The 24,026-nt window shown below is 67.0% G+C and carries 22 protein-coding genes and 3 tRNA genes; 6 read left to right on the forward strand and 19 right to left on the reverse strand.

Annotation, left to right across the window (positions count from 1 at the left end; translation table 11 throughout):
* Nucleotides 1-13: 13 nt before the first annotated feature.
* The 11 genes from uvrC to V3B41_RS17210 all read right to left on the reverse strand — a co-directional run bounded on the left by uvrC (nt 14) and on the right by V3B41_RS17210 (nt 12,928).
* Nucleotides 14-1,858, reverse strand: a complete 1,845-nt coding sequence (gene uvrC, locus V3B41_RS17160) for an excinuclease ABC subunit UvrC (RefSeq protein ID WP_049432503.1) — start codon at nt 1,856-1,858, stop codon at nt 14-16.
* Nucleotides 1,855-3,267 carry a nhl repeat protein gene (locus V3B41_RS17165; RefSeq protein WP_049432506.1) on the reverse strand — a complete coding sequence of 471 codons (1,413 nt, stop codon included), beginning with the start codon at nt 3,265-3,267 and terminating at the stop codon, nt 1,855-1,857. Before V3B41_RS17165 ends, uvrC begins: the two co-directional genes overlap by 4 nt.
* A complete protein-coding gene (locus V3B41_RS17170; protein WP_329861720.1) occupies nt 3,264-3,752 on the reverse strand; it encodes a low molecular weight protein-tyrosine-phosphatase in 489 nt (162 codons plus the stop codon). The genes V3B41_RS17165 and V3B41_RS17170 overlap by 4 nt, the downstream gene beginning before the upstream one ends.
* A complete protein-coding gene (gene kdsB / locus V3B41_RS17175; RefSeq protein WP_100443625.1) occupies nt 3,749-4,522 on the reverse strand; it encodes a 3-deoxy-manno-octulosonate cytidylyltransferase in 774 nt (257 codons plus the stop codon). Before kdsB ends, V3B41_RS17170 begins: the two co-directional genes overlap by 4 nt.
* 74 nt (nt 4,523-4,596) lie before the next feature.
* Nucleotides 4,597-5,616 (reverse strand): tetraacyldisaccharide 4'-kinase, encoded by a 1,020-nt coding sequence (gene lpxK, locus V3B41_RS17180; RefSeq protein ID WP_329861721.1) that lies wholly within the window; start codon nt 5,614-5,616, stop codon nt 4,597-4,599.
* On the reverse strand, nt 5,616-7,364 hold the full coding sequence (gene msbA, locus V3B41_RS17185) for a lipid A export permease/ATP-binding protein MsbA (protein ID WP_049432515.1): 1,749 nt from the start codon (nt 7,362-7,364) through the stop codon (nt 5,616-5,618). The genes lpxK and msbA overlap by 1 nt, the downstream gene beginning before the upstream one ends.
* Nucleotides 7,361-7,783, reverse strand: a complete 423-nt coding sequence (locus V3B41_RS17190) for a biopolymer transporter ExbD (RefSeq protein WP_004152323.1) — start codon at nt 7,781-7,783, stop codon at nt 7,361-7,363. The genes msbA and V3B41_RS17190 overlap by 4 nt, the downstream gene beginning before the upstream one ends.
* A gap of 3 nt (nt 7,784-7,786) precedes the next feature.
* Nucleotides 7,787-8,449 (reverse strand): MotA/TolQ/ExbB proton channel family protein, encoded by a 663-nt coding sequence (locus V3B41_RS17195; protein WP_049432517.1) that lies wholly within the window; start codon nt 8,447-8,449, stop codon nt 7,787-7,789.
* A gap of 3 nt (nt 8,450-8,452) precedes the next feature.
* Nucleotides 8,453-10,852 (reverse strand): DNA internalization-related competence protein ComEC/Rec2, encoded by a 2,400-nt coding sequence (locus tag V3B41_RS17200; RefSeq protein ID WP_049432519.1) that lies wholly within the window; start codon nt 10,850-10,852, stop codon nt 8,453-8,455.
* Nucleotides 10,853-10,911: 59 nt separating this feature from the next.
* Entirely contained in the window at nt 10,912-12,255 is a 1,344-nt protein-coding gene (locus V3B41_RS17205; RefSeq protein WP_049432522.1) for a HAMP domain-containing sensor histidine kinase, read from the reverse strand.
* 1 nt (nt 12,256) lies between these two features.
* Complete coding sequence (locus V3B41_RS17210; protein ID WP_033833867.1) at nt 12,257-12,928, reverse strand: response regulator transcription factor; 672 nt, start codon at nt 12,926-12,928, stop codon at nt 12,257-12,259.
* Between the two features lie 145 nt (nt 12,929-13,073).
* On the opposite strand from V3B41_RS17210, the gene V3B41_RS17215 reads away from it, so the two are divergent.
* Entirely contained in the window at nt 13,074-13,841 is a 768-nt protein-coding gene (locus V3B41_RS17215; RefSeq protein WP_049432526.1) for a MipA/OmpV family protein, read from the forward strand.
* A gap of 30 nt (nt 13,842-13,871) precedes the next feature.
* Complete coding sequence (locus tag V3B41_RS17220) at nt 13,872-14,156, forward strand: hypothetical protein (protein WP_049432529.1); 285 nt, start codon at nt 13,872-13,874, stop codon at nt 14,154-14,156.
* Nucleotides 14,157-14,198: 42 nt separating this feature from the next.
* On the opposite strand, the gene V3B41_RS17225 is transcribed toward V3B41_RS17220, so the two are convergent.
* Entirely contained in the window at nt 14,199-14,339 is a 141-nt protein-coding gene (locus V3B41_RS17225) for a hypothetical protein (protein ID WP_005408867.1), read from the reverse strand.
* 162 nt (nt 14,340-14,501) lie between these two features.
* On the opposite strand from V3B41_RS17225, the gene V3B41_RS17230 reads away from it, so the two are divergent.
* From V3B41_RS17230 to V3B41_RS17240, 3 genes are all read left to right on the forward strand, one after another.
* A complete protein-coding gene (locus V3B41_RS17230; RefSeq protein WP_049432533.1) occupies nt 14,502-15,071 on the forward strand; it encodes a TlpA disulfide reductase family protein in 570 nt (189 codons plus the stop codon).
* Between the two features lie 112 nt (nt 15,072-15,183).
* Nucleotides 15,184-15,372 (forward strand): hypothetical protein, encoded by a 189-nt coding sequence (locus tag V3B41_RS17235; protein ID WP_005408865.1) that lies wholly within the window; start codon nt 15,184-15,186, stop codon nt 15,370-15,372.
* 257 nt (nt 15,373-15,629) lie between these two features.
* Complete coding sequence (locus tag V3B41_RS17240) at nt 15,630-15,950, forward strand: hypothetical protein (RefSeq protein ID WP_100443626.1); 321 nt, start codon at nt 15,630-15,632, stop codon at nt 15,948-15,950.
* 95 nt (nt 15,951-16,045) lie between these two features.
* Here the strand turns inward: V3B41_RS17240 and V3B41_RS17245 are convergent.
* From V3B41_RS17245 to uvrB, 3 genes are all read right to left on the reverse strand, one after another.
* Nucleotides 16,046-16,120: transfer RNA gene (locus tag V3B41_RS17245), tRNA-Val, on the reverse strand.
* Between the two features lie 98 nt (nt 16,121-16,218).
* A tRNA-Val gene (locus V3B41_RS17250) sits at nt 16,219-16,293 on the reverse strand.
* Between the two features lie 107 nt (nt 16,294-16,400).
* Nucleotides 16,401-18,425, reverse strand: a complete 2,025-nt coding sequence (gene uvrB, locus V3B41_RS17255) for an excinuclease ABC subunit UvrB (RefSeq protein WP_049432592.1) — start codon at nt 18,423-18,425, stop codon at nt 16,401-16,403.
* A gap of 171 nt (nt 18,426-18,596) precedes the next feature.
* On the opposite strand from uvrB, the gene V3B41_RS17260 reads away from it, so the two are divergent.
* The gene (locus V3B41_RS17260) at nt 18,597-19,091 is read left to right on the forward strand and encodes a GspH/FimT family protein (protein WP_111203395.1); all 495 of its coding nucleotides are present in this window, start codon (nt 18,597-18,599) and stop codon (nt 19,089-19,091) included.
* A gap of 48 nt (nt 19,092-19,139) precedes the next feature.
* On the opposite strand, the gene V3B41_RS17265 is transcribed toward V3B41_RS17260, so the two are convergent.
* The 4 genes from V3B41_RS17265 to V3B41_RS17280 all read right to left on the reverse strand — a co-directional run bounded on the left by V3B41_RS17265 (nt 19,140) and on the right by V3B41_RS17280 (nt 24,024).
* A tRNA-Asn gene (locus V3B41_RS17265) sits at nt 19,140-19,216 on the reverse strand.
* A 47-nt stretch (nt 19,217-19,263) separates the two neighbouring features.
* The gene (locus tag V3B41_RS17270; RefSeq protein ID WP_049432588.1) at nt 19,264-19,689 is read right to left on the reverse strand and encodes a type IV pilin protein; all 426 of its coding nucleotides are present in this window, start codon (nt 19,687-19,689) and stop codon (nt 19,264-19,266) included.
* Between the two features lie 13 nt (nt 19,690-19,702).
* Nucleotides 19,703-23,491, reverse strand: coding sequence for a PilC/PilY family type IV pilus protein (locus V3B41_RS17275; protein WP_329861722.1), 3,789 nt, complete (start codon nt 23,489-23,491; stop codon nt 19,703-19,705).
* 11 nt (nt 23,492-23,502) lie between these two features.
* Nucleotides 23,503-24,024, reverse strand: coding sequence for a PilX N-terminal domain-containing pilus assembly protein (locus tag V3B41_RS17280; RefSeq protein WP_049432582.1), 522 nt, complete (start codon nt 24,022-24,024; stop codon nt 23,503-23,505).
* Nucleotides 24,025-24,026 lie beyond the last annotated feature (2 nt).

Raw genomic sequence — 24,026 nt, forward strand, 5'->3', positions numbered from 1 at the left:
CGTGCTTCTCTCTCTACTCGGCCGCATCAGGCGTGGCCAACCCGTGCAGGTTAGCGTAGATACGTGCCGCGAGGGCGTCATTGATGCCTTCCACCTTGGCGATTTCCGCTTCGCCAGCGGCTTTCAGGCCCACCAGGCCGCCGAAATGCTTGAGCAGGCTGGCACGGCGGCGCGGCCCGATGCCGGGGATGTCCTCCAGCTTGCTGGTCATCCGCGCCTTCTGGCGGCGGCCGCGGTGGCCGGTGATGGCGAAGCGGTGGGCCTCGTCGCGCACCTGCTGGATGAACTGCAGCGCCGGGTTGGCCGCGCCGGGGCGCAGCTCGCGGCCGTCGGGCATCACCAGCGCTTCGTGGCCGGCGCGGCGCTCCACGCCCTTGGCCACGCCCACCAGCAGAACGCCTTCCACGCCCAGGTCGGCCAGCGCGGCCTGCGCCTGTGCCAGCTGACCGGCGCCGCCGTCGATCAGCAGCACGTCCGGCAGCACACCCTGCTCTTCCACTGCACGGCGGAAGCGGCGGTCGATGGCCTGGCGCATGGCGGCGTAGTCATCGCCCGGCTCGATGCCGCTGATGTTGAAGCGGCGGTACTGCGCGCGCACCGGGCCGGCGGCATCGAACACCACGCACGACGCCACGGTGGCCTCGCCCAAGGTGTGGCTGATGTCGAAGCATTCCACGCGCTTGACCGGCTCGGCCAGGCCCAGCATGTCGCGCAGCGCATCGCTGCGCGCGTGCTGCGCATTGCGGCTGTTGAGTTCAGTGGCCAGCGTCAGCTGCGCGTTGCGGCTGGCCAGTTCCACGTAGCCGGCGCGCTCGCCGCGCACGTTCCACTTCAGCTGCACCTTGCGTTCGGCCGACGCGGACAGCGCGGCGACCAGCAGGTCGGCATCGGGAATCTCGCGGTCCAGCAGGATCTCGCGCGGCGGCTCGAATTCGATGTAGTACTGCGAGACGAACGCCGCCAGCACTTCCTCGGGGCTTTCCTCGCCATTGGTGCGCGGGAAGAACGGACGGGTGCCGAGGTTGCGGCCATCACGGAAGGCCAGCAGCAGCACGCAGGCCTGCGAGCCCTGCATGGCCACCGACAGCACGTCCAGGTCGGCGGCGCGGCCATCCACGTACTGGCGGGTCTGCATGCTGCGCAGCGAGGAGATCAGGTCACGCAGGCGCGCAGCCTGCTCGAATTCCAGTGCCTCGCTGGCGGCCTGCATCTGCTCGCCCAGCTCGCGGGTCAGCTCGTCGCTCTTGCCTTCCAGGAACAGCGCGGCGCGACGCACCGATTCGGCGTACTCGGCAGGCGCCACCAGCTCCACGCAGGGCGCGCTGCAGCGGCCGATCTGGTATTGCAGGCACGGCCGCGAGCGGTTGCGGAACACACTGTCCTCGCAGCTGCGCAGCTTGAACAGCTTGTGCATCAGGTTAAGGGTTTCGCGCACCGCAGTGACGCCGGGATACGGCCCGAAATAGCGCCCGGGAATGGCGCGCGGGCCGCGATGCAGGGCGATGCGCGGCCAGTCCTCGCGGGTCAGCAGCACATGCGGATAGGTCTTGTCGTCGCGCAGCGAGACGTTGTAACGCGGCGACAGCGACTTGATCAGCTGGTTTTCCAGCAGCAGCGCCTCGGCCTCCGAGCGCGTCACGGTCACGTCCATGCGCGTGATCTGCGAGATCATCGACATGATCCGCGCATTCTTCGGGCTGCCGTTGAAATAGCTGCCGACGCGGTTGCGCAACGCACGCGCCTTGCCGACATACAGCAGCGTGTCGTCGGCGGCGTACATGCGGTACACGCCGGGGGCGGTGCTGAGCTGGGCCGCGAAGGCCTTGCCGTCGAAGGCCGGGGCGGGAACGTCGGTCATTCGCTGATCGATACTTCGCTGAGCACGCCACTGTCGGGATCGAAACGCAGCACGGCGTGGGCGTCGGTCTCAGCGATCCACACCGCGCCTGCACCCACCGTCAGGCCGGCCGGGCCATGCAGGCGCCGCGGCAGCGGCTGGGTGGTCAACTCACCGCCGCCGAGGCGCAACGTGCGCAGGCGGCCGTTGCCGGTGTCGGCAATCCACAGCAGCGGCGCATCCGGACTGAGCGCGATCGCCTGTGGGAACTGCAGGCTGGCCTGCGCGCGCGGGCCATCTTCGTCACCGAAACGCCAGGGACCCTGCCCGACCAGCGTCTGCACCAGATCCCCGCGCAGCTGCAGTGCACGGATCGAGGAGCCCAGCGCATCGGCCACGTACAGCACCTGCTGCACCACGGCGAGTGCAGTCGGTTGTGCGAATGCGGCCAGGTGGCCGCTGCCATCACGCTCGTCGATGGCACCGCTGCCGGCGCGCCACTGCAGGCTGCGCTGACCCAGGTGGTAGCTCCAGATGCGGTTGTCGCCGGCCATGGCGATGTGCAGCTGGTTGTCGGCGATGGCCAGGCCGACCGGGTGGTCCAGCGAGACCTGCCGCGCCTGCACGACTGGGCCCTCCACCGGCGCGCCGGGGCGGCCATTGCCGCACAGCGTGTCGACGATGCCGGTCAGCAGGTTGATGCGGCGCACGGCATGGTTGCCGGTGTCGGCCACGTACAGCGCATCGCGCTCCAGCACCAGCGCCTGCGGGCGATGGAACGCCGCTTCGGCGAGGTTGCCGTCCATGAAATCGGCCGTCCCCAGCCCGAATTGGCGCAGGATGCGCCCGCCGTGGCTGCATTCGAGGATGCGGTGATGGCCACTGTCGGCGATGTACAGGCGTTCGGTGCTGACCGCCAGGCCCAGCGGGAAACGCAGTGCCTGGCGCGGCTCCGGATGCAGCTCGGCACCGCCGCGCGGCGGTGCCGACGGCGCACCGTGGCACAGCGCATTCAACGCACGCTCCAGGTCTCCCGGAGCACCCAGCCCGACCAGCCGTTGCTGTTCGCGACCCTGCGCGTCCAGCAGGACCACGGTCGGCCACGATGTAATGCCGAAGCGACGCCAGCCATCCCAGTCGGCATCGAGCAGGACCGGCATTGACAGCCCCTGGCGACGCAGCAGTTTCAGTGCGGCGCCGGCGTCACGCTCGAAATCGAAGCGGGGTACCTGCAACACCAGTGGCTGCAGCATGCCAGGGTGACGCGACAGCCATTGGCCGAATTCGGCCAGGCGCTGCGCGCTCCAGGCAGAAGCGGCGTTGACGAACAACAGGGCCACCGGCCGACCGCGCAGTTCGGTCAGGGTGCAGGGGGCGGCATTGAGCCAGGTGGCGAACTCGGGCAGGTCCGGGACGGGCTGGACGTTCATGGCCCGATTATGCCGGAGTCGGCGTCATGCAACAGTCGTGCCACTGCACGTTTTGCAGCATTGTCGACCAGCGTCCAGACCTGTTCAAAGTGATCGCTGCCGCCGGTGTAGGGATCCGGGATGGCCACCTGCCCCTCCCCGCCCGACCAGGGCAGGTACAGCGCCAGCCGCTCACGCTGGGCAGGTGCCGCCAAGCGTCCCGCATCCCGCAGGTTCGCCTCGTCGGCGCACAGGATCCAGTCGAAACGGTCGAAATCCGAGGCGTGCAGCTGGCGCGCACGCAGGCCGCCGATGTCCACGCCGTGCCCGGCCGCGCAGGCGATCGCGCGCCGGTCCGGCGGCTCGCCGACATGCCAGTCGCCGGTGCCGGCCGAATCCACCTGCACCCGCCCCGCCAGCGGTGAAGCGTCCAGGCGTGCGCGCAGCGCACCTTCGGCCATCGGCGAACGGCAGATGTTGCCGAGGCAGACGACCAGCAGCCTCATCGCGCGGCCAGCGTCTGCAGCAACGCTTCGGCACGCTCCAGGTCCTCGGGCGTGTCGATACCCGGCGGGAACGGCTCCGGCGAGATCGCCACGCTGATCGGGTAACCCGCCTCCAGCACACGCAGCTGCTCCAGCGATTCGACCTGCTCCAGCTGGCCCGGTGGCATCGCGGCGAACTGCTGCAGGAAACCGGCGCGGTAGCCGTAGATGCCGATGTGGCGCAGCCAGGCATGGCCTTCCGGCAGCGCGTCGCGGCTGCGCGCGAAGCCATCGCGGTGCCAGGCGATCGGTGCACGGCTGAAGTACATCGCCTCCTTGCGTGCGTTGCGTACCAGCTTCACCACGTTCGGGTCGAACAGGGTCTGCGCGTCCTCGACGGTCGTGGCCAGGGTCGACATGGGCGAGCTGCCGCCGACCAACGCTTCGGCCACCGCACGGATGCCGGCCGCAGGCGCGAACGGTTCGTCGCCCTGCAGGTTGACCACTACGGTGTCGTCGGCCCAGCCGGCGATGCGTGCGCACTCGGCCAGGCGGTCGGTACCAGAGGCATGCGAGGTGGCGGTCATCGCGACCTTCACCTCGGCCAGCCCGGACAGCGCGTCGGCAATGCGTTGATCGTCGGTAGCAACCCATACCTCGCCAGCGCCGGCCTGCAGCGCGCGGCGCGCCACGTGCAGCACCAGCGGCTCACCGCCCAGCAGGCGCAGCGGCTTGCCCGGCAGGCGAGAGGCGGCATAGCGGGCCGGAATGGCGACAACGAATTCAGTCATGGGGCGATACTCGGCAGGCTCGTTACAACGGGGGTGCGGCCGGCGGCGCGTGAATGCAAGCGCCGCCGCGCCACTCAGTTCGGTCGCAGCTTGTCCAGGCGGTCAGTCAGCGCCACCCAGAACGCAGCAGGCAGTTCGGCACGCAACGGCACCGCGTAATGCCAATCGTTGCCGAACGCGCGGCATTTCACTGCGTCCTTCTCGGTCATCAGCACCGGCAGCTGGCTACCGAAGGACAGATCCTGCGGCTGGTAGGCCTGGTGGTCGGCGAAGGCATGCGGGACCACGCCGATGCCACGCGCGCGCAGCATGTCGAAGAAGCGCTGTGGATGGGCGATGCCCGCCACCGCATGAACACGCTGGCCCTTGAAGTACGACAACGGGCGCGCGCGGCCACCGGCCAACGGCTGCGCACTGTCGATGTGCAGGGCCATCGGCCACTGGCCGAAACCGCAGGCCTGGGCCGCGGTTTCCTCATCGGCCTGGCCCAGGTTGACCACACGGAAATCGCATTCGCCGGCACGGCTGACCGGCTCGCGCAGCGGTCCGGCGGGAATCATCCGGCCGTTGCCGTAGCGCCGCTGGGCATCGACCACTTCGATCTCGATGTCGCGCGCCAGCCGGTAGTGCTGCAGGCCGTCATCGCAGACGATCACATCGCAGCCGGCCTGGATCAGTGCCTTGCCTGCGGCCACGCGGTCGGCGTCCACGCGCACCGGTACGCCGGTCTTCCAGGCGATCAGCACCGGTTCGTCACCGCCCTTGGCAGTTGGCGTGTCGGCCTGCACCCACAGCGGCTTGTCGGCGTCTTCGCGGCCATAGCCACGGCTGGCGACGCCCGGCTTCCAGCCGGCCGCGCGCAGGCGCTCGACCAGGCCGATGGTCAGCGGTGTCTTGCCGGTGCCACCGGCGGTGATGTTGCCGACCACGATGACCGGCACCGGCAGCGTGTAGCGCTTGCGCCAGCCGCGCCGATAAGCGCGGCGACGCAGCGCGGTGACGCCGGCATACAACGGTGCCAGCAGGCGCATCGCCCACGGAACCGGGCTGCCGTCGTACCAGTACGGCGGGGTCTGGGTACCCTTGCCAGCCATCAGTCCTGCCTTTCGCGGAACTGCATGCTGTGCAGATGCTGGTACAGGCCACCCATGGCAAGCAGCTCCTTGTGGGTGCCCCGTTCAACGATGCGGCCGTGGTCCATCACCAGCACCAGGTCGGCATGCTCGATGGTCGACAGGCGGTGCGCGATCACCAGCGTGGTGCGTTCGGGCATCAGGCGCTGCAGCGCGTCCTGCACCAGTCGCTCGGATTCGTTGTCCAGCGCGGCGGTGGCTTCGTCGAGGATCAGGATCGGCGCGTCACGCAGGATCGCGCGGGCGATCGCCAGGCGCTGGCGCTGGCCGCCGGACAGCAGCGCGCCATTCTCGCCGACCGGGGTCTGCAGCTGCTGCGGCATGCGCGCGATGAACTCCCACGCATTGGCTGCTTCGGCCGCCGCACGGATCTGCTCCTCGCTCGCTTCCATGCCATAGGCGATGTTGGCCGCGATGGTGTCATCGAACAGCATGACCTTCTGCCCGACCATCGCCACCTGCCGACGCAGGTCGGCCAACGGATAGTCATCCAGCGCGACGCCATCGAGGGTGATCACACCACCGCTGGGCTCATAGAAGCGCGGCACCAGCCGGATCAGGCTGGTCTTGCCACTGCCGGAACGACCCACAATGGCGGTGACCGTACCGGGCTTGGCAACGAAACTGATGTCGTCCAGGGCGATGCCGCTGTCCTCGCGGTAGCGCAGCATGACGTGGTCGAAGGCCAGCTCGCCACGCACGCGCTGCACGTTGTTGCGGCCCTCGTCACGCTCCACCTGCATGTCGAGGATGCCGAACAGGCGCTCTGCGGCGGCCACGCCGCGCGAAATCGAGGTCTGCACGCTGGTCAGGCGGCGCAGCGAAGGAATGATGGCCATCATCGAGGTCATCAGGCCCATGAACTGGCCGGCATTGAGGCGGCCGGCCAGCGCTTCGCGGGTCGATACCCAGACGATCACCGCCAGCGCCAGTGCGGCCAGGAACTGCACCACGCTGGACGCCGCCGCTCGGGTGACTTCCACCTTCATGTTCAGCGCCAGCATGCGGTTGGCCAGGCGCGAATAGCGCGAGATCTCATGCTGCTGGGTGCCGTGCACCTTCACTTCCTGCTGTGCCGCCAGCGACTGTTCGGCGGTCTGCGCCATCGACCCCATGCCGTCCTGGATACCGCGGCTGATGCGGCGGTAGCGCTTGCCCACGTAGGACACGATCACGCCGATCAGCGGCACCACCACCAGCATGGCCACGGTGACCTTGACGCTCATCTGCAGCATTACCGCCAGCATGGCGATGATGGTCAGGGTGTCGGCGACCACGGTCTTGAGTGCGTCGGCACTGGCCTGGGTGACCTGTTCGGTGTCGAAGTTCAGGCGGCTGACCATCACCGGCGTCGCTTCGGTATCGAAGTGCGAGGACGGCAGGTGCAGGTACTTGGCCAGCACCTGTTCGCGCAGGTCGCGCACCACGCTGCGGCCGGTCTTGGCCAGCGCATAGTCGCTCACCCAGGTGGCGAGGCTGCGCATCAGGAACAGGCCGAGGATGGTCAGCGGCAGGATCACCGCCATGCGCGGTTCCGGGTTGACGAAACCACGGTTGACCAGCGGCTCCATCAACTTCGTGAAGTGGTAGCCCGCCAGGGCTTCGACCACCATGGCGATGACCGCGGCCACCATGAACACCCAGTAGGCGCGGGTGTACCCCAGCAGGCGTTTGTAGATCGGCCACACCGGCGCGTGATTGGAACTCATGGACGCACCTCGGGTGCTGTTGCAATGGCAATACGGCGGAAGCCGAGCTGACCCAGCGCGTCCTGCGCGGTCACCACAGCCTGGTAGGGAGTGCGTGCGTCGGCGCGCAGCAGCACGGTCTGCTCGCGATCGCTGCCGGCCACGGCGGCGATGGTCTGCTTGACCGACTCGACGTCGCTGCGCAGCACTTCCTGGTCATTGATGAAGTAGCGGCCTTCGGCGTTGATCAGCACGCTGAGCGAGCGTGGCGGCTCGTTGGTCTGCTGCTGGCTGGCGGTCGGCAGCTGCACCTGCAGCGTCGAACGCGCGTCGAAGGTGGTGGTGACCACGAAAAAGATGATCAGCACCAGGATGACGTCGATCAGCGGCACCAGGTCGATATGCGGCTCATCCTGGGATCGGTCGTTGCCGATACGCATCGATCAGGCCTTCGCCGTGGCGGCGCCGGCCTGGCGCGCGGCCGGGGCCGGGTTCATCACCCCGGGGCGGCCGTCGAGCGTATCCAGCAGGGCACTGGCTTCCTGCTCCATCTCCACCACGTAGCCGTGGATGCGGCCCTTGAAGTAGCGATGGAACATCAGCGCCGGGATCGCCACGATCATGCCGGTGGCGGTGCACACCAGCGCCTTGCCGATGCCGCCGGCCAGCTGGTTCACATCGCCCACGCCGTGGTCGAGGATGCCCAGGAACATCTGGATCATGCCGATCACCGTGCCGAGCAGGCCCAGCAGCGGGCCCGCCGAGGCAATGGTGCCCAGTGCGTTCAGGAATCGCTCCATGCGGTGCACCAGGTGGCGGCCGGTGTCTTCGATGCGCTCGCGGATCTGGTCGCGCGGGCGGTTGCGGGCTTCCAGTGCGGCAGCCAGCAGCGCCCCCAGCGGCGAGTTCGCCCGCAGGGTCTGCAGGTGGGCAGGGTCGAGCTTGCCGCGAGCGGCCCAGTTGCGCACTTCCTGGCCGAGGCCGGGTGGCAGCACTTCAGTCCGCCGAAGGGACCAGAAACGCTCCAGGATGATCGCCAAAGCCAGTACGCCCAACAGCAGCAGCGGCACCATCGGCCAGCCACCGGCCTTGACCAGTTCCCACACGTTTCAACCCTCCGGCCCAACGGCCGCTTGTTCGATCGGCGATAGGATAGCAGCCGACCGCGCCCGCCCAGCGGCATCCCACCACCGGGATGCATGGATGCGCTGTTCACGCAGCTGCAGGCCTTGTGCGCCAAGCCATACGCGGATCGCCCCGGAGTCGGCCGTGGCCAGCACTTCCGCGCCTTGCGCCTGCCAGCGCTGGACCACCTCCTGGCGCGGGTGGCCGAAGCGGTTCCGGTGCCCGGCCGAGACCACCGCCAGCCGCGGCGCCACCGCCGCAACCCACGGCGCACTGGAGCTGCCGCCGCTGCCATGGTGCGGCACCAGTACCACGTCCGCCTTCAGCGCGTGCGGATACGCCTGCAGCAGCGCCCCCTCGGCCGGTCGACCAATATCGCCGGGAAGCAGCACCACGCCGTGGCGGCTGGCAATGCGCAGCACGCAGCTGTCTTCGTTTTCGGCCTGCCGGCTGCCCGGCGCGGGGTGCAGGACCTGGAAATCGACCCCATCCCACTGCCAGCGCATCCCCTGCTGGCACGGGGCAGCCCCGGCGATGGTGCTGCCGGGCGGCGCCAGCAGTTGCAGCCCGGCCAGCTGCCGGCGCAGGCCGGGCAGGCTGCCGATGTGATCCAGGTGGTCATGGCTGAGCATCGCCTGCTGCGGTGGCCCCTGACCGAGCGCACGCAACGCCGGAACCAGGATCCGCTCGTTGCCGTCACCACCGGTCGGCGGTCCAACGTCGTACCAGAGCGCGTGCCGGGCCGTGCGCACCAGCACCGCCGTGCCCTGGCCCACATCGTGCACCAGCAGCTCCAGCTCGCCGTCGGCAGGGGCATGCCGTGCCGGCCACAGCAGTGGCAGGCACAGCAGCAGGCCAGCAAGGCCACCGCCGGCACCGCGCGGCAGCAGCCACCAGAACACGCCCAGCAAGGCCACCGGTACCGCCCAGCGTGGCGCCTCGGCCAGCCACCACATCGCCTGCGGATGCAACGCCAACGGCTGCAGGGCCTCCCAGCTGAGCTGGAACAGCCAGGCCGCGGCGCGCCAGGCCCAACGCCCCGCGCCGTCATGCAGCACGTGCAGGCCGGTACCGAGCAGCGACAGCGGAACAACCAGCATCGTCCACCACGGGATGATCGGCAGATTGACCAGCGGCCCCAGCCGCGCGGTCCCGCCAAACAGCGCAACGCACAGCGGCAGCAGGCCGAGGCTGGCAACACCCTGCGCGGCAAGGAACCCGCGCAGCCCACCACCGATGCCCTCCGGCCCCGTCCTCGGCAGGCACCAGAGCAGCCACAGCACGCCGCCGAAGCTCAGCCAGAATCCAGCCGAGAGCACCGACAGCGGCGCCGGCAGCAGCATCACCATCGCGGCCAACGCCAGCCCCTGCCCTGCACCGACCGGGCGACGTCCGGCCCTGGCCAGTGCGACCAGCCCGATCATCAACGCCGCGCGCACCGTCGGCAGTGCACCACCCGCAGCTACCGCATAGGTGGCTGCGGCAAGCGCCGCTCCACATGCGGCGGCCTGCGGCCGTGGCCAGTACCGTCCCAGCAGCGGGCACAGCCACCACGACAGGCGGCACAGCAGCACGCCGAAGCCCGCGACCACGCCCACGTGGAAACCGGAAATGGCGACCAGATGGGTCAGGCCCAACGCGCGCAGGTGTTCCCAGTCGGCATCGGACAGGCCACGGGTATCGCCCAGTGCCAGCGCCTGCACGAACCGTGCGGCAGGATGTGCCACCTGCACGGCGATCGCGGCACTGCTGCGTTCCCGCCAGGCCTGCAGGCCCTGCGCCGGCAGCCACTCGCGTGCACTTGCCGGATCACGCACCGAGGCATTGCCGGAGATGCCCCGCAGCACGGCGTGGCGCTCGCCATCGAAGCCACCGGGATTGATCCGTGAACGCGGCGCCCGCACGCGCAACGACAGTTCCCAGTACGCCCCGGCGCGAACCCCACGGCGTCCAGCATCCGGACCACCTTGCGGAGGCCCGCGCCACGGATCGTTCCAGGTCACCTGCAGGCGCTTGCCACGCAGCGATCGCAGGGCTTCGGCATCTTCCACATGCAGCACGAAACGCGTGTAGCCGGGCCCCTGCTGCGGAAGGTCGGCAACCCGGCCCCGCACCTGCACGTCCTGCGGCGGCGCGCCGGGCGCAAGTTGGCCGTGCAGGACCCAGTGCCCGTGCAGTGTGGCCCATGCCAGGCCGAGCAGGGTCGCGGCCCACGCACGGCCGCGCCAGCGCAACAGCCAGCCGCTGGCGCCGGCGACCGCCATCGGCGCACTCAGCCAAAGCGGCAGCAACACCGGCATCTGCACGCAGGCCAGCGCCCCCAGCACCAGGCCTGCGGCGCAGCCAAAGCCAAACAGGGCCGGGGCGGAGCGATCGGGAACCATTCCCCCAGCCTGCCGCTGGAGGTGGCAGGCTGCCTATCGGGCCTTTCCCCGTGTGCCTGTCAGCGCCGTACGGTACCGCGGTGGAAATTGACCCTGAAGCTGGCGCCGCCGCCCGCCGCTTCACCGACGCTGACCGAGCCACCGTGGTGCTGCACGATTTCCTTCACCAGGTGCAGGCCCAGGCCACTGCCGCTGCCGGCTGCACGCAGGCGGTGGAAGGGCTCGAAGATCGCTTCGCGGTCACCGACCGGAATGCCGGCGCCCTGGTCGCTGACCTCCAGCAGGCCGCGTGCATCCAGGCGCACGCAGATGATGCCGCGCCCGCCACCATGGACGATGGCGTTGTGCACCAGGTTGGCGATCACCCGCCCCAGCGCCAGGCTGTCGCCATGGATCCACACGGGCGACTCCGGCGCATCCACCTCGAAGCCATAACCGGCGCCGACCACCAGCGGTGCCAGATCGGCGGCCGCCTCGCGCACCAGCAACGCCAGGTCCAGCCGCTGCAGCGCGCCGACATTGCGGTCGAGCCGCTGCAGGTCGAGCAGGTGCTCGGCCACGTTGCCGAGGCGGGCGACATCGGTCAGCAACTGCGATTTCAGTTCACCCTGCGGCAGCTGCGAGAGGCGCGCCTGCACTACCGCGATCGGCACGCGCAGCTCATGCGCGGCATCGGCGAGGAATTTGTCGCGTGCTGCATAGCCCTGCTGCACCTTGTCGATCGCATCGTTGAACGCTTCCACCAGTGGTGCGACCTCGGTCGACACCAGCTGCGCATCCAGGCGCGCGCCCGGCTGGCCGATGTCCAGTTCCTTGGCCTGCTGCGCGGAGCGGCGCACGCCGCGCATCGCGCGATGGATCACCGTCGGCATCACAAGCAGCGTGACCACGATCAACGGCAGGAAGAACCACAGGCCGATCAGGCGCAGCACCATCAGCGCGCCATCCAGCAACCCGCCCTTTGGAGCGCCACCGACCATCACCGTGATGCGGCGCCCCTCTTCGTTGCGGATCATCACCCGCGCCACATCCAAGTACGGCGGCACCAGCGAACCAAGTTCGGTCGCGCCCAGCGTCGGCAACCGCGCCAGCAGCGGCGCGTGGATCGCCGGAATCGTGCCGCGCTCCAGCCAGGCACCCTTGTCGTCGACTGCCGCGAACCAGAGGTTGCCGCCTGCACTGGCATCGAGCTTTTCCCAGCGCGCCTGGTCCAGCACCAGCCGGCCACCCTCACTGTGCACCGCCTTGGCCACTGCCTCGGCCATGAACATGTCCATGCCCCAGGTGTCCTTGTCACCCCAGGTCAGGATCAACGCGACCACCGCGAACAGCACGGTGAAGGCCTGTGCAAGGAACAGGCGCCAGGCCAGGCCCAGGGTGATGGAGCGGATCGGACGTGCCATCTCAGGCCTCCGCCAGCAGGTAGCCGACACCGCGGATCACATGGATCTCCACGCCGGCCCCCGCCTGTTGCAGCGCCTTGCGCAGCTTGGAGATATGCGCATCCAGTGCATTGGACTGGATCTCGTCATCGAAGCCGTACACTGCTGCCTCCAGCGCACTGCGGGTGACGGTGCGTCCCTGCCGCATCGCCAGCGCCTGCAGCACCAGCACCTGCCGCCGCGGCAGCGCCAGCAGCTGGCCATCGACCTGCGCCTGCAGCGATTCGAAATCGAATTCCAGCCGGCCCAGTCGCAGGCTGGGTGTCACCATCGCAGAGGGCCGCCGCGACACCGCACGGATGCGCGCCATCAGTTCCTCGATCGCCACCGGCTTGACCAGGTAGTCATCGGCGCCGACATCCAGGCCCTCGACCTTGTCCGACAGCGTGCCCTTGGCAGTCAGCATGATCACCGCCAGGTTCGGGCGCAGGGCCCGCGCAACGGCAACGAAGCCCGCGCCATCGCCATCAGGCAACTGGCGGTCGAGCAGCATCAGCTGGTGCACGGGTTCGCGCAGCGCGATGGCGGCTTCGGCCAGGCAACCAACCACATCGGCGACCACGCCCTGCCGCTCCAGTCCCGATTGCAGGGCTCGGGACAGATCAGGATCGTCTTCGACCAGGAGGATGCGCATCGGGGGCTCGGCTTCCGGAAACGGTGCCGATCATAGTGCCTGGCGCCCACTTTTTCCGCTTCGGCCTGCCGGATGCGCCGACGCAATGTTCTGACAATGTTGCTCCCCCACCATGCGCAGCCATCCCCTGCAAAGTCGCTGATCGATGCCGTTACTGTCCCCGACCCTGCTGCGCCCGCTGCTGTTCTCCGCTGCCTTCGGCCTGCCGGTGTTCGCGCAGGCCGCCGACCGCAACCCGGGCGTGCAGGCCGGCATGAGTGCTGGCGCAACCTCGGGCGCGTATGCGCACTACGACGTCAAGCCGCTGGTGGTCCCGTCCATTGCCTGGCAGGGCCAGCGCTTCTTCGCAAGCCCCGGCTCGCTGGGGATGTATCTGTACAAGGGCCAGGGCCTGCGCCTTTCGACGGCGGTCACGCCCTACACGCTGCGCTTCAAGACCGATGACGTGAATGATCCGCAGCTGCGCCGCCTGCACAGCCGGCAGATGTCGGCCATGGCCGGCATCAACGGCGAATACAGCGCCGACTGGGGCATCGTCGAAGCCGGGGTGATGCGTGAGATCACCGGCCACGGCGGCGGTTTCGAATCGCGCCTGCACTACAGCTATCAGATCCAGGCCGGCCGCTTCACCTGGCTCCCCAAGGTGGGCGTGGTGCACTCCAGCGCACGCTTGCTGGATTACTACTACGGCATCAGCGATGAGGAAGCGTTGCGCTCCGGACTGGCCGCCTACCAGCCGGGCAGCACGACATCGCCAAGCCTGCAGATCGCCGTCAGCACGCCCCTGGGCACGAAGTGGCGCGCGACCGGTGTGGTTGCCAACCAGTGGTTCGGCGATGCAGTGAAGGACAGCCCGATGGCACGACGCGGCACCCAGTCGTCGGCCTTCATTTCCCTGATGCGCTCGTTCTGAACGAGCGCCCGCTACGGACAAGGACCCCCCATGGCCTCCGTCTCCCCCACCTCCGAAGCACACGCGATCCTGCGAGCCCCCGATCTGGACAGCGCCGAGCGCGCCTACCTTGGGCTGATGCCCGACCTTGAGCACGTGAGCGCGCTTGCACGCCGCGCGCTCGGCCAGTCGCGCGTTGCCGACGCGGCCCGGGGATACGCGCTGTCGATGACTCTGGTCGGGCTGCGCCTGCAGGAACTGGAGATGGGCGAGGCCAGCGCGAAAGAGCATCGGCAGGCCACCCTGCGCAGCCTGCGCCAGGCCTTCAGCGCCTGAGCGCAGGCCATCGGCAACGATGCTGCAGTGCCGCGCACCCGCTCAGCGGAACGTGGTCCAGGCCAGCACAGCGGACAACAGGGCGACCCAGATTACTGCCTTGAACGTACCTTCCAGCATGTTGCCGCCGAACAGCAGTTCAAAGAACGGATTGGGCCTGGAAACCGGCACATGATCGCTCATCGGTGAAAGATCCTGGTGATGGGTGGAGGGTATGCACGCATGCCTGCGCGGGCATCACTCTAGTACAGGCCCGTCATCGGTGGATGTGCCGAGAACATCCGCTTAACACCCTGCGCGCCAGTTCGGGTATGTTCGACCCAACGCTGCGTTCAAGGATGATCGATGCTCAAGCGCGCCTTGTTCCCTGTTGTCGCCCTGCTGCTGTCCGTGCTGGTCATCGCGCTCGGATGGCAGAACCGCCATCTGCGACAGATCAACGAGCAGATGGCCACTCAGCTTCAGGACATGCGCCTTGAAGCACACGGCCTCGAGCTGGGCAGTCGCCCGGATGCACTGTCGCTGCGCACCACGCAGCAGACCTTCGTCGATATCGGCGGTGCGCGCGACGTTCCGCAGATCCTCTATTTCTTCTCCACCGCATGCCGCTACTGCCTGGCCTCGGTACCGCAGCTGCAGCAGATCGCCGCGGCCCGCGGCAACAGCGAACTGGTCGGTGTCGGCCTGCCGCCATACGACCGGCTGGCGGACTACGCCGGCAAGCATGCACTGCGCTTCCCGATCGCCATCGACAACGAAGCCGCTGCGTCCACGCGCTATCGCGCCACTGTCACGCCGATGCTGATGGTGCTGGCCGCCGATGGCCGCGTTGCCTACAAGCATGTCGGGCAGCTCGACGCCCAGGTCGTGCAGGCCGCCGTCGCGTCGCTCGCGCCGAAGCCGGCGCTGCCCTGATCCCGCATGCCGCGCATCACGTCGCGGCGCCCTGTTACTGCATTCGCGCCACAACCGGCACTCCCGTGCCTTCGGCAACTGCAACTCCACAACGCCAACCAAGGAGATACACATGATCGGAAAGAAAGTGCTTTCGTCCGTCGCCGGTATCGTCGTTGTCGCGGCCATGGCCTTCGGCGCCAGCCAGGCCTTCGCCGTCTCGCCCAAGACCGGATATGCACCGGGCTGCGAACCGCACCCGCAGTGCCCGTTCGGCAACGCGGGCAAGCACGGCCAGCTGCTGTGCTGCGACCCGCTGTAACCGGATCCGTGCATGGGGTCGGCATCGCTGACCTGCCACACCCGCCGCGGAGCTGAGCCAGCGCCGCGGCCATGACCGGGCCACCCCGCAGTGGCCCACCACGCCGGGCCGCCGTGATGCGCGGCCCGGCACTTCCCGGCCCGGATTCATCCTTCCCGCATCGACTTGGCGCACGCTTTACCGGCTTTCGTCGCATACCGGTTTCACAGCGCAGGGGGCAGTGCCACGCTGGACTCCCTTCTCCGGAGCACCGTGCCATGCCGATGCTTGCCCTGCTGCTGTTGTGCGCTGGCCTGTTCGGCCGCGATGCCGACGCCGGGGATGCCTCCCTGCGCAGCCAGATCCTGCAGGCCGACGCCGGGCGTGCGGGCATGCCCCCGGCACATGAGCCGACGGCCCTGCAGTTGTTCCGGTTGCGCCAGGACCGCGTGCTGCGGGTGGGCAACCAGCGCCCGCCTGCGGGCGGCCAGCAGCATCAGGCCGGTTCAGCACGTTTCGCGCAGGTCTGGGAACGCGTGGACGGCCACTGGCGACTGCAGCGCATGATCAGCATCGACGAATGGGTTGCCCAGCGCTGACGCTCGGGCACCGGTAACCATCGCAAACGAAAAAGCCGGCCCAGGGCCGGCTTTCATCGTGATCCACCGCTGCACCGGCAGTGCCGGGAGCCAGGTGGTGGGCGGTACAGGGTTCGAACCTGTGACCCCTACCATGTCAAGGTAGTGCTCTACCGCTGAGCTAACCGCCCATCTTGTTCTTGCCGCCCGAAAGCTGGCCCTGCTACGTAAAAACCCGGCGCCAGGGCCGGGCTCTTCAGTTCACGACAGCCCCCTTCCGGAGACTTCGTGGTGGGCGGTACAGGGTTCGAACCTGTGACCCCTACCATGTCAAGGTAGTGCTCTACCGCTGAGCTAACCGCCCGTTTTTGCTTCTGAACGTCCGCGATTGCGTCGGTGCAGGCCGCGTATATTACGGATGCCGGCCGTGAAGCGCAACACTTTTGTGAAGAAGATGCTGCACCGCCGCGTTCAGCCCAGACTCGCTTCCTTCAGCTGCCGGATCTGGTCACGCACGCGTGCGGCATCCTCGAATTCCAGGTCCTTGGCGTGCTGGTACATCTGCTGTTCCAGCGCCTTCAGACGGGCCGCCAGCTGGGCCGGGCCGAGCGAGCGGTAATCGGCTCCGTCCTCGGCAACACCCGCCCTGCCCTTGCCCTTGCCCTTCTTGGCTTCCTTCTCCGCCGCATCCGAACGCGCACCTTCGAGGACGTCGACGATCGGGCGCGCCACCGAGCGCGGCACGATGCCATGTTCTTCGTTGTACTCGACCTGCTTGGCGCGGCGGCGGTCGGTCTCGTCGATCGCTGCCTGCATCGAGCGGGTCACCTTGTCCGCATACAGGATCGCCTTGCCTCGCACATTGCGGGCGGCGCGGCCGATGGTCTGGATCAGCGAGCCGGTGGAGCGCAGGAAGCCTTCCTTGTCGGCGTCGAGGATTGCCACCAGCGACACCTCGGGCATGTCCAGGCCCTCGCGCAGCAGGTTGATGCCCACCAGCACATCGAACTTGCCCAGGCGCAGGTCGCGGATGATCTCCACGCGCTCGACCGTGTCCACGTCCGAGTGCAGGTAGCGCACGCGGATGCCGTGTTCGGTCAGGTATTCGGTGAGGTTCTCGGCCATGCGCTTGGTCAGCGTGGTGACCAGCACACGGTCACCGGCCTTGATGCGCGCGTTGGCCTCGCTCATCAGGTCGTCGACCTGGGTGCCCACCGGGCGGATTTCCACCACCGGATCGATCAGGCCTGTCGGGCGCACCACCAGCTCGGTGATCTCGTCGCCGGCCTCGCGGTACTCATACGGGCCCGGCGTGGCGGACACGTAGATCGCGCGCGGGCAACGCTCCTCCCACTCCTCGAAACGCAGCGGCCGGTTGTCCAGCGCCGACGGCAGGCGGAAGCCGAACTCGACCAGGGTCTCCTTGCGCGAACGATCGCCCTTGAACATGGCACCAATCTGCGGAATGGTCACGTGCGATTCGTCGATGACCAGCAGCGCGTCCGGCGGCAGGTAGTCGAACAGCGTCGGCGGCGGCTCGCCGGCATTCTTGCCGGTCAGGTGCCGCGAGTAGTTCTCGATACCATTGCAGAACCCGACTTCGGCCATCATCTCGATGTCGAACTGGGTGCGCTGCGCCAGGCGCTGCGCCTCGACCAGCTTGTTTTCCGCATACAACTGCTCAAGCCGTTCCTTCAACTCCACCTTGATGGTTTCCACCGCGGCCAGCACGCGCTCGCGGGTGGTGGCGTAGTGGGTCTTGGGGTAGACAGTGAACCGCTGCATGTTGCGCATCGTCTCACCGGTGAGCGGGTCGAACAGGGTGATCTTCTCGACCTCGCCGTCGAACAGCTCGATGCGCAGCGCTTCGCTGTCCGACTCGGCAGGGAACACGTCGATCACTTCGCCACGCACGCGGAACGTGCCACGCTGAAGCTCGTACTCGTTGCGCGTGTACTGCAGCTGGGTCAGGTGATTGATCAGGTCGCGCTGGTCGATGCGCTCGCCCTTGGACAGGATCAGGCGCAGCGACAGATAGTCCTCGGGCGCACCCAGGCCATAGATCGCCGACACCGTGGCCACCACGATCGCATCCGGGCGCGACAGCAGGGTCTTGGTCGCGGCCAGCCGCATCTGCTCGATGTGCTCGTTGATCGAACTGTCCTTCTCGATGAAGGTGTCCGACGAAGGCACGTAGGCCTCTGGCTGGTAGTAATCGTAGTAGCTGACGAAGTACTCGACCGCGTTGTGCGGGAAGAACGCCTTGAACTCACCATACAGCTGCGCCGCCAGCGTCTTGTTCGGCGCCATGATCAGCGTTGGCTTCTGAACGTTCTGGATGACGTTGGCGATGGTGTAGGTCTTGCCCGAGCCGGTGACGCCCAGCAGGGTCTGCTTGGCGATGCCCGCTTCGAAGTTGCTGGTCAGCTTCGCGATGGCATCAGGCTGGTCGCCCGCCGGCGAATACGGCGAGACGAGTTCGAAACGGTCGCTCATGGTGTTGCCAGTTCCCGGGGAGGACAAGTATACGGGGCAAGGGGTGACGGCCAGCTGAGGGGTTTCCGGGCAGGCTGGCGCGGCGGTGCCTGATGGCGGCGCTGCTGCCGGGGCGAGAGGCTTGAAGCCATGCACCACATCCCCCGTCCCAATCGTTTGGCGCTACGCGGCATGCACCTGGTCGAGATGCTGGTGGTGATCGCCGTCCTTGCCGTCCTGGTGGCCGCGGGTTGGCCCGCGCTGCATCCGCTGCTGTTGCGGCATCGCGCCGACGCCCTGCAACTGGCCCTGCATGCCAGTCTTTCCAGCGCCCGAAGCGAAGCTCTGAAGCGCCGTGAATTGATCGGGCTGTGCGCCAGCGACGACGGTGAGCAGTGCTCACTCGACTGGAGCACCGGCTGGATCATCTATCGCAGCGGCAGGCATCGGGGGACACCGGCATCCGCCGAGGACATCCTGACCCACCACCAGGGCCGGACCGACATCGCAATCGTCGCCCAGGCCAGCAGTGGACGGCCGTTGCTGTTCTTCCAGCCTGATGGGCGCAGTCCCGGCGCCAATCTCACACTACGCATCTGCGCAGGAAACCGGCTGCATGGCAGGTTGGTCATCAACAATGGCGGCCGTATCCGCAGCGAGCGTGTCGACCGCACCCTCCCCTGCTGACGGGCCAAAAAGACAAAAGCCGCGATTTCTCGCGGCTTTTGCAGTATCTGGCGCCCGAAGTTGGACTCGAACCAACGACCCCCTGATTAACAGTCAAGTGCTCTAACCGGCTGAGCTATTCGGGCGGGGAGGCGCATTGTACTGGGCGATCAGAGGAAGATCAACACCTGATTTACCAGCAATCGGAAACCGTGCCGCTGGCCGTTTTGCGGTTGGCCTGGTCCACGCCCAGCGTCCCGCAGCTGTCCTTGGTCTGGTTGCCCTGGGGCGTCGCCGTCAGCGTGAACGAGGACGCCTTGCCATCGAAGGTGATCGCGTAGCGTGTGGTCCCGCCCTCGCGCGGCGACACCTTGCTGGGCAGCGCGAAGCCCGAATAGGTGTTGTTCACCGAGTAGTAGCGCTCAGCACGCTGCGCGTACTCCACCAGGTCCGCCTTGGCCACGCCCCGGTGCGACTGGCGGATGTACTGCTGGTACGACGGAACGACAATCGCCGCCAGGATGCCGAGCACGATCACCACGATCATCAATTCGATGAGGGAGAAACCGTGCTGCTTGCCGGGACGACGCAGGGTACTGGAAAGAGTGTTCAGGCTCATGGGAATGTCTTCGTTACTGGATCTGGCGCCAGGATTGGCGACCGCAGGGATAAGGCACGTACATCGTCGGAGCACCCGCCACGTTGACCGCCATCCAGCAGGCGCGCCCGCCTCGATCGGCACCCTTTGCCAGGCGCGGCATCACCGAGACATTGACGTCCTTCACCGGTGCGGTGCCGCCGGTGTCGAGACTGACGCCGGCCGTGCCCGCTCCGTAGGGCGTGCCGGTAATGGACCCGACCCGCGCCTGCTCCAGCGATGCAACACCCGAGATCGGATTGAGGCCAAACAGCCAGTTGCTTCCCTCGGTCGAACAGCCACGGCCACCCGCGGTGGGCATGTAGGTCGGCATGAACACCGTTCCCGACGCCACGGCAGGATTACCAACAAAGCGTTCACCTGCGCCGGGCAATGCAATGCTCCACCCGCGCGCCGCCCCGGAGAAGGGCGTGGCCGTGACCGTGCGCAACTTGTTGGTGGTGGTCACCGTATAGGCCAGCAGATTGGCGGGCACGATCGTGGCCTCCGGCTGGTCCTTGCTGGTGTCGTTGACACCGTACAGCGACTGCGCGGTGAGATCCTGCGGATCATTGTCGAAGGAGAAGCTGCCGGTACCCAGCACCAGCATCACGCCACCACCCGGTCCGGTCACGGCGGTCATGCCGCCGGTAATCGGCTGGCGGTACACCTGGTTGTTGTTGTTGGTCTGGCGCGCCGTGGTGAACACCGGCGTGGTGACCGAGGTCGCCGTGCTTTCCAGGTCGAACTTCCACAGCGCGCCGCGCTGGTCGGCCGCATAGATCGTGTCCGCCAGGCCGTCGCGGCCACGTACACGCCCCGTCCCGCCGGCGCTGTCGGCGCGCCAACGGTCGACGGCCACGATGTTGCCCAGGCCGTTGTCACCGGCAGGTGCAGTCGCCGCGGCCTCGGTAGCAGTGATCATCCGCACCGCGCCCGATCCCAGGTCGACCACGAAGAGCACGGCCTTGCGGCTGAGGCTGTTGTAACCGTTGCCGAAGATCGCTTTCCACGCCACCCCGGTCCCTTCCTTCACCGGCACGATCACCGGCTTGCCAAGGACATGGCCGATATTCGCCTTCACGGTGCTATCGAGCCCCGGCGCCACGTCACTGATTTCCCACAGGCGATTGCCGGTACCGAAGCTGGATGGCGTGGTGACATCCAGCGCGAACACCGAGCGCCCACCGGCGCCCGCCGTACCAACCAGCGCCGTGGCCCAGTTGCCACCGATCTGTGCGTCCGCCACCGCGATCGGTCCATCCACGTAGTAGCGATGACGGAAGCGCTGGTCGGACTTGTTGGCCGCCACGTAGGGATACAGCAGGTTGGCCATGTGGCCCAGCGCAGTTCCAGGGATGTAGGCGAAGGTCTCGCTGCCACCGGCACTGTCACTCACGCCGCTGCCGTTCATGCCACCGTCGAAGGCATGCAGCATGCCGTCGTTGGCACCGACATAGACCATGTAGCGGCCGTTGTTGCGCTTGCGGGTCAGATACGTGGCATACGAGGTCGCCATCGCGGTGCTGATGCGCTGGTAGCCATAGTCGTCGCGGGGCGAACTGATCACCGGGCTGGAGTTGACGATGTCGCCCAGCACGGTGGTACGGGTGCGATAGATGCCCCCCGAGTTGCGTACTTCGCGTGATGCGTCGCCGCGCAGATAGGCCATGGCCGTGGCGATGTCGCCGCCCAGCTTTTCAGCCTCGGTCGCAGAACAGCGCGCAATACCGGGATACTGCTTCTCGTCCTTGTTGCAGAGGTCGGTGAAGGCGATGTTGGTGCTGCTGAAGTCAACTGCAGCATTGCCCTTGGTGGCGACGATGGTGCGCGAACGCTGCGCGCCCAGTTTCTCCGCCGCTTCCCACACCTGCGTGTACTCGGTCTGCTGCGTCTTGTCGTTCACCGCGAGCTTGGATGCCTTCAGGCGGCTGAACCAATCGGTTTCCTCGTTGGCCACTTCGAACTGGGGCGTGACCGCCAGCGATCCGGTACCGATACGCGCGCCGGTCAGGCCCTGGCTGCCCGAAGGCGCTGGCCCGGAGGTGACCGACGACAGCACCCGTCGCATGGCCGTGGTGATGTCTGCCGGAGTACGCGCGTTGATGTACTCACCGCGGGTATTGGTCGCGGCGTGCCAGATGTCATCCACAGTGCTGGGATTGTCGTTCTGGCGATCCGGCCAGTTGCTGTAGACCGCCGAATCGGTATACGGGTTCTGCTGCCTGTTCGGATCGAACAGATTGCCACGCGCGCCCAGCGTGATCCCGTAGAAGTTGATATGCAGGTCCTTGTTGCAGTCCAGCGACTTGTCGGTGCTGGTCGCACATTGCTCCGGTACCGGCACCTGTCCCCGGGGCATCCGATCATCGGTTCGCAACGGGTTCACGTAGTAGTACGCGGCAATATCACCCATGGTGTTGGAATTGCCATCCGAGAAGGGAGTCCCCATGTTTCCGTCCACGTTGCCAGGGGCAGGCGCCAGGGATGAGGAAAGATTGTTGCCATTGTTGCTGTAGCCGTCGGTGAACAGCATCACCGCATTCTTCTGGCAGGACAGCTTGATGGGCGCATTGTCATCGGTCCGCATGAACTGCAGGCCCGCGGCGTTGACGGCATGTCGATTCGGCGTACCACCACTGGCCGTCAGCGCGATCATGCTGCTGTAGAGCGCGGACTTCTGCCCGATCACGCTCATGTCCCGGATCGCAAGCCGTTTGTTGGAGTCTGTCGAACTGTTGTAATTCTGGAAATCGTTGATCCGGAAATACCCGACATACATGTCATTGACATTCAATGCGCGCGTCATGCCGGCGATCATCGCCCGGTTGCGGTTGCCGTAGTACGAGTACCAGTTGGCGAAGTTCTGCAATGCGGCAGCATCACCGGTCCCGATGACGTACTTCCACATGTCACATCCCGAACCGCAGGCGCCGGTGACCCTGGTTCGCTGGATACCTGCGTACGCATTGGCAGTGCCCGGCAACTGCGGATAGGCGTCGCCATCGCTGGTGTACGGCATGTAGAACGTAGCGGGCACATAGCGCAGCGACGCATAGCCCGCCGAGCTCCAGGTCGCGCCTCTCGTATTGGCGTTCTCGTTGCCAAAATTACCATTGGCCCTGCTTGCAGTCCTGTAGGTCTGCCCGGCCGGTACCGTCATCCCTTCCTGCATCCTCTGGACATCCCAGGACGAAGTACCCAGATAGCTGCTGGCGATCGCCAGTGTATCTGTCTCACGAGGATCGATGAGGGTGGCCGACGTGCTCGCCGCTGGATACGACTGCACTTCTTCGTTCACGATCCGCAGCCAGGGCTCGTACTTGATGGCAGGATCGTAGTAGGTCGGATTGTAGGCCGCCGATCGGGCAAACCCGAAGACATCCAGCGCCGGGATGCCGTTGTAGCTGTTGATCCGTGCACCGGGCAGCACATAGAAGTAACTGCACTCACCGGTCTGGATGGCATTTCCCCACCGGTCATAGGTTACGGGCACGTCTTCAGGCGTATTGAGCACTCCGGCCGATCGGAAGAAACTCTTTCTCCCGTAGTGCCAGCACGCCGTACCATCCTGCCCCGGGAACTGGGTCTGGAAGGTCATCGAACCCGAATCGTCCACCGCCATGATGAATGACGGCGGCGCGGAGACCTTCAGGTTCATCGGGTGCTGCGACAACGTGCCCTGCGCCTGCGCGGCGAACAGGTTCATCGCAAGCCAGGTGCCGCCAGCCACCGCCAGCAACAGCCCGGAGCCGGCCAGGATCTTGATCTTTCGGGTCGCCATGACCGGGTTCCTCAAAGCTTGAAAACAGTGTCGACAGCCGCCGAGGAAGTACCCTCGTTGCTGGTGGCGGCATCGCGATCGGAGCCGAACGCGGTGATCTGGTAGACGCGGGTGGGCTCTTCGCTTTCCGGCGTGCCCATGCCCAGCGTCGATTCGCCCTGGATGCAGGCGTCGATACGGCGCACGCTGACCACCGGCGCCGCCGACAGTTTCTGCTCACCCACCCAGCGGGTGGGATCGAAGCCGTCATCGCAGATGCGCTTGATGGCGTCAGCCTTCAACGCGCCGCCATCGCCGGTATTGTTGTCGATCTCCTCGATCGACCGCTCGGCATCGCGTACCGCTCGTTCGCTGGCCTGGAACGCCACGTTGGCGGCCCGGTAGTTGGAGGACATGCGCTCCTGCATGCTCGCCACCTGCATGCCGACCACGCCGATCAGCGACAGCAGGATCAACAGCATCAGGGCCACGTACAGCACCGCACCGCGCTGTTGCGTACGCCCCTGGAATCTACGGGAGACGGAGGGCTTCATGG

This window comes from Stenotrophomonas sp. SMYL89 (assembly GCF_036319985.1).
Classification (GTDB): Bacteria; Pseudomonadota; Gammaproteobacteria; order Xanthomonadales; family Xanthomonadaceae; genus Stenotrophomonas; species Stenotrophomonas maltophilia_Q.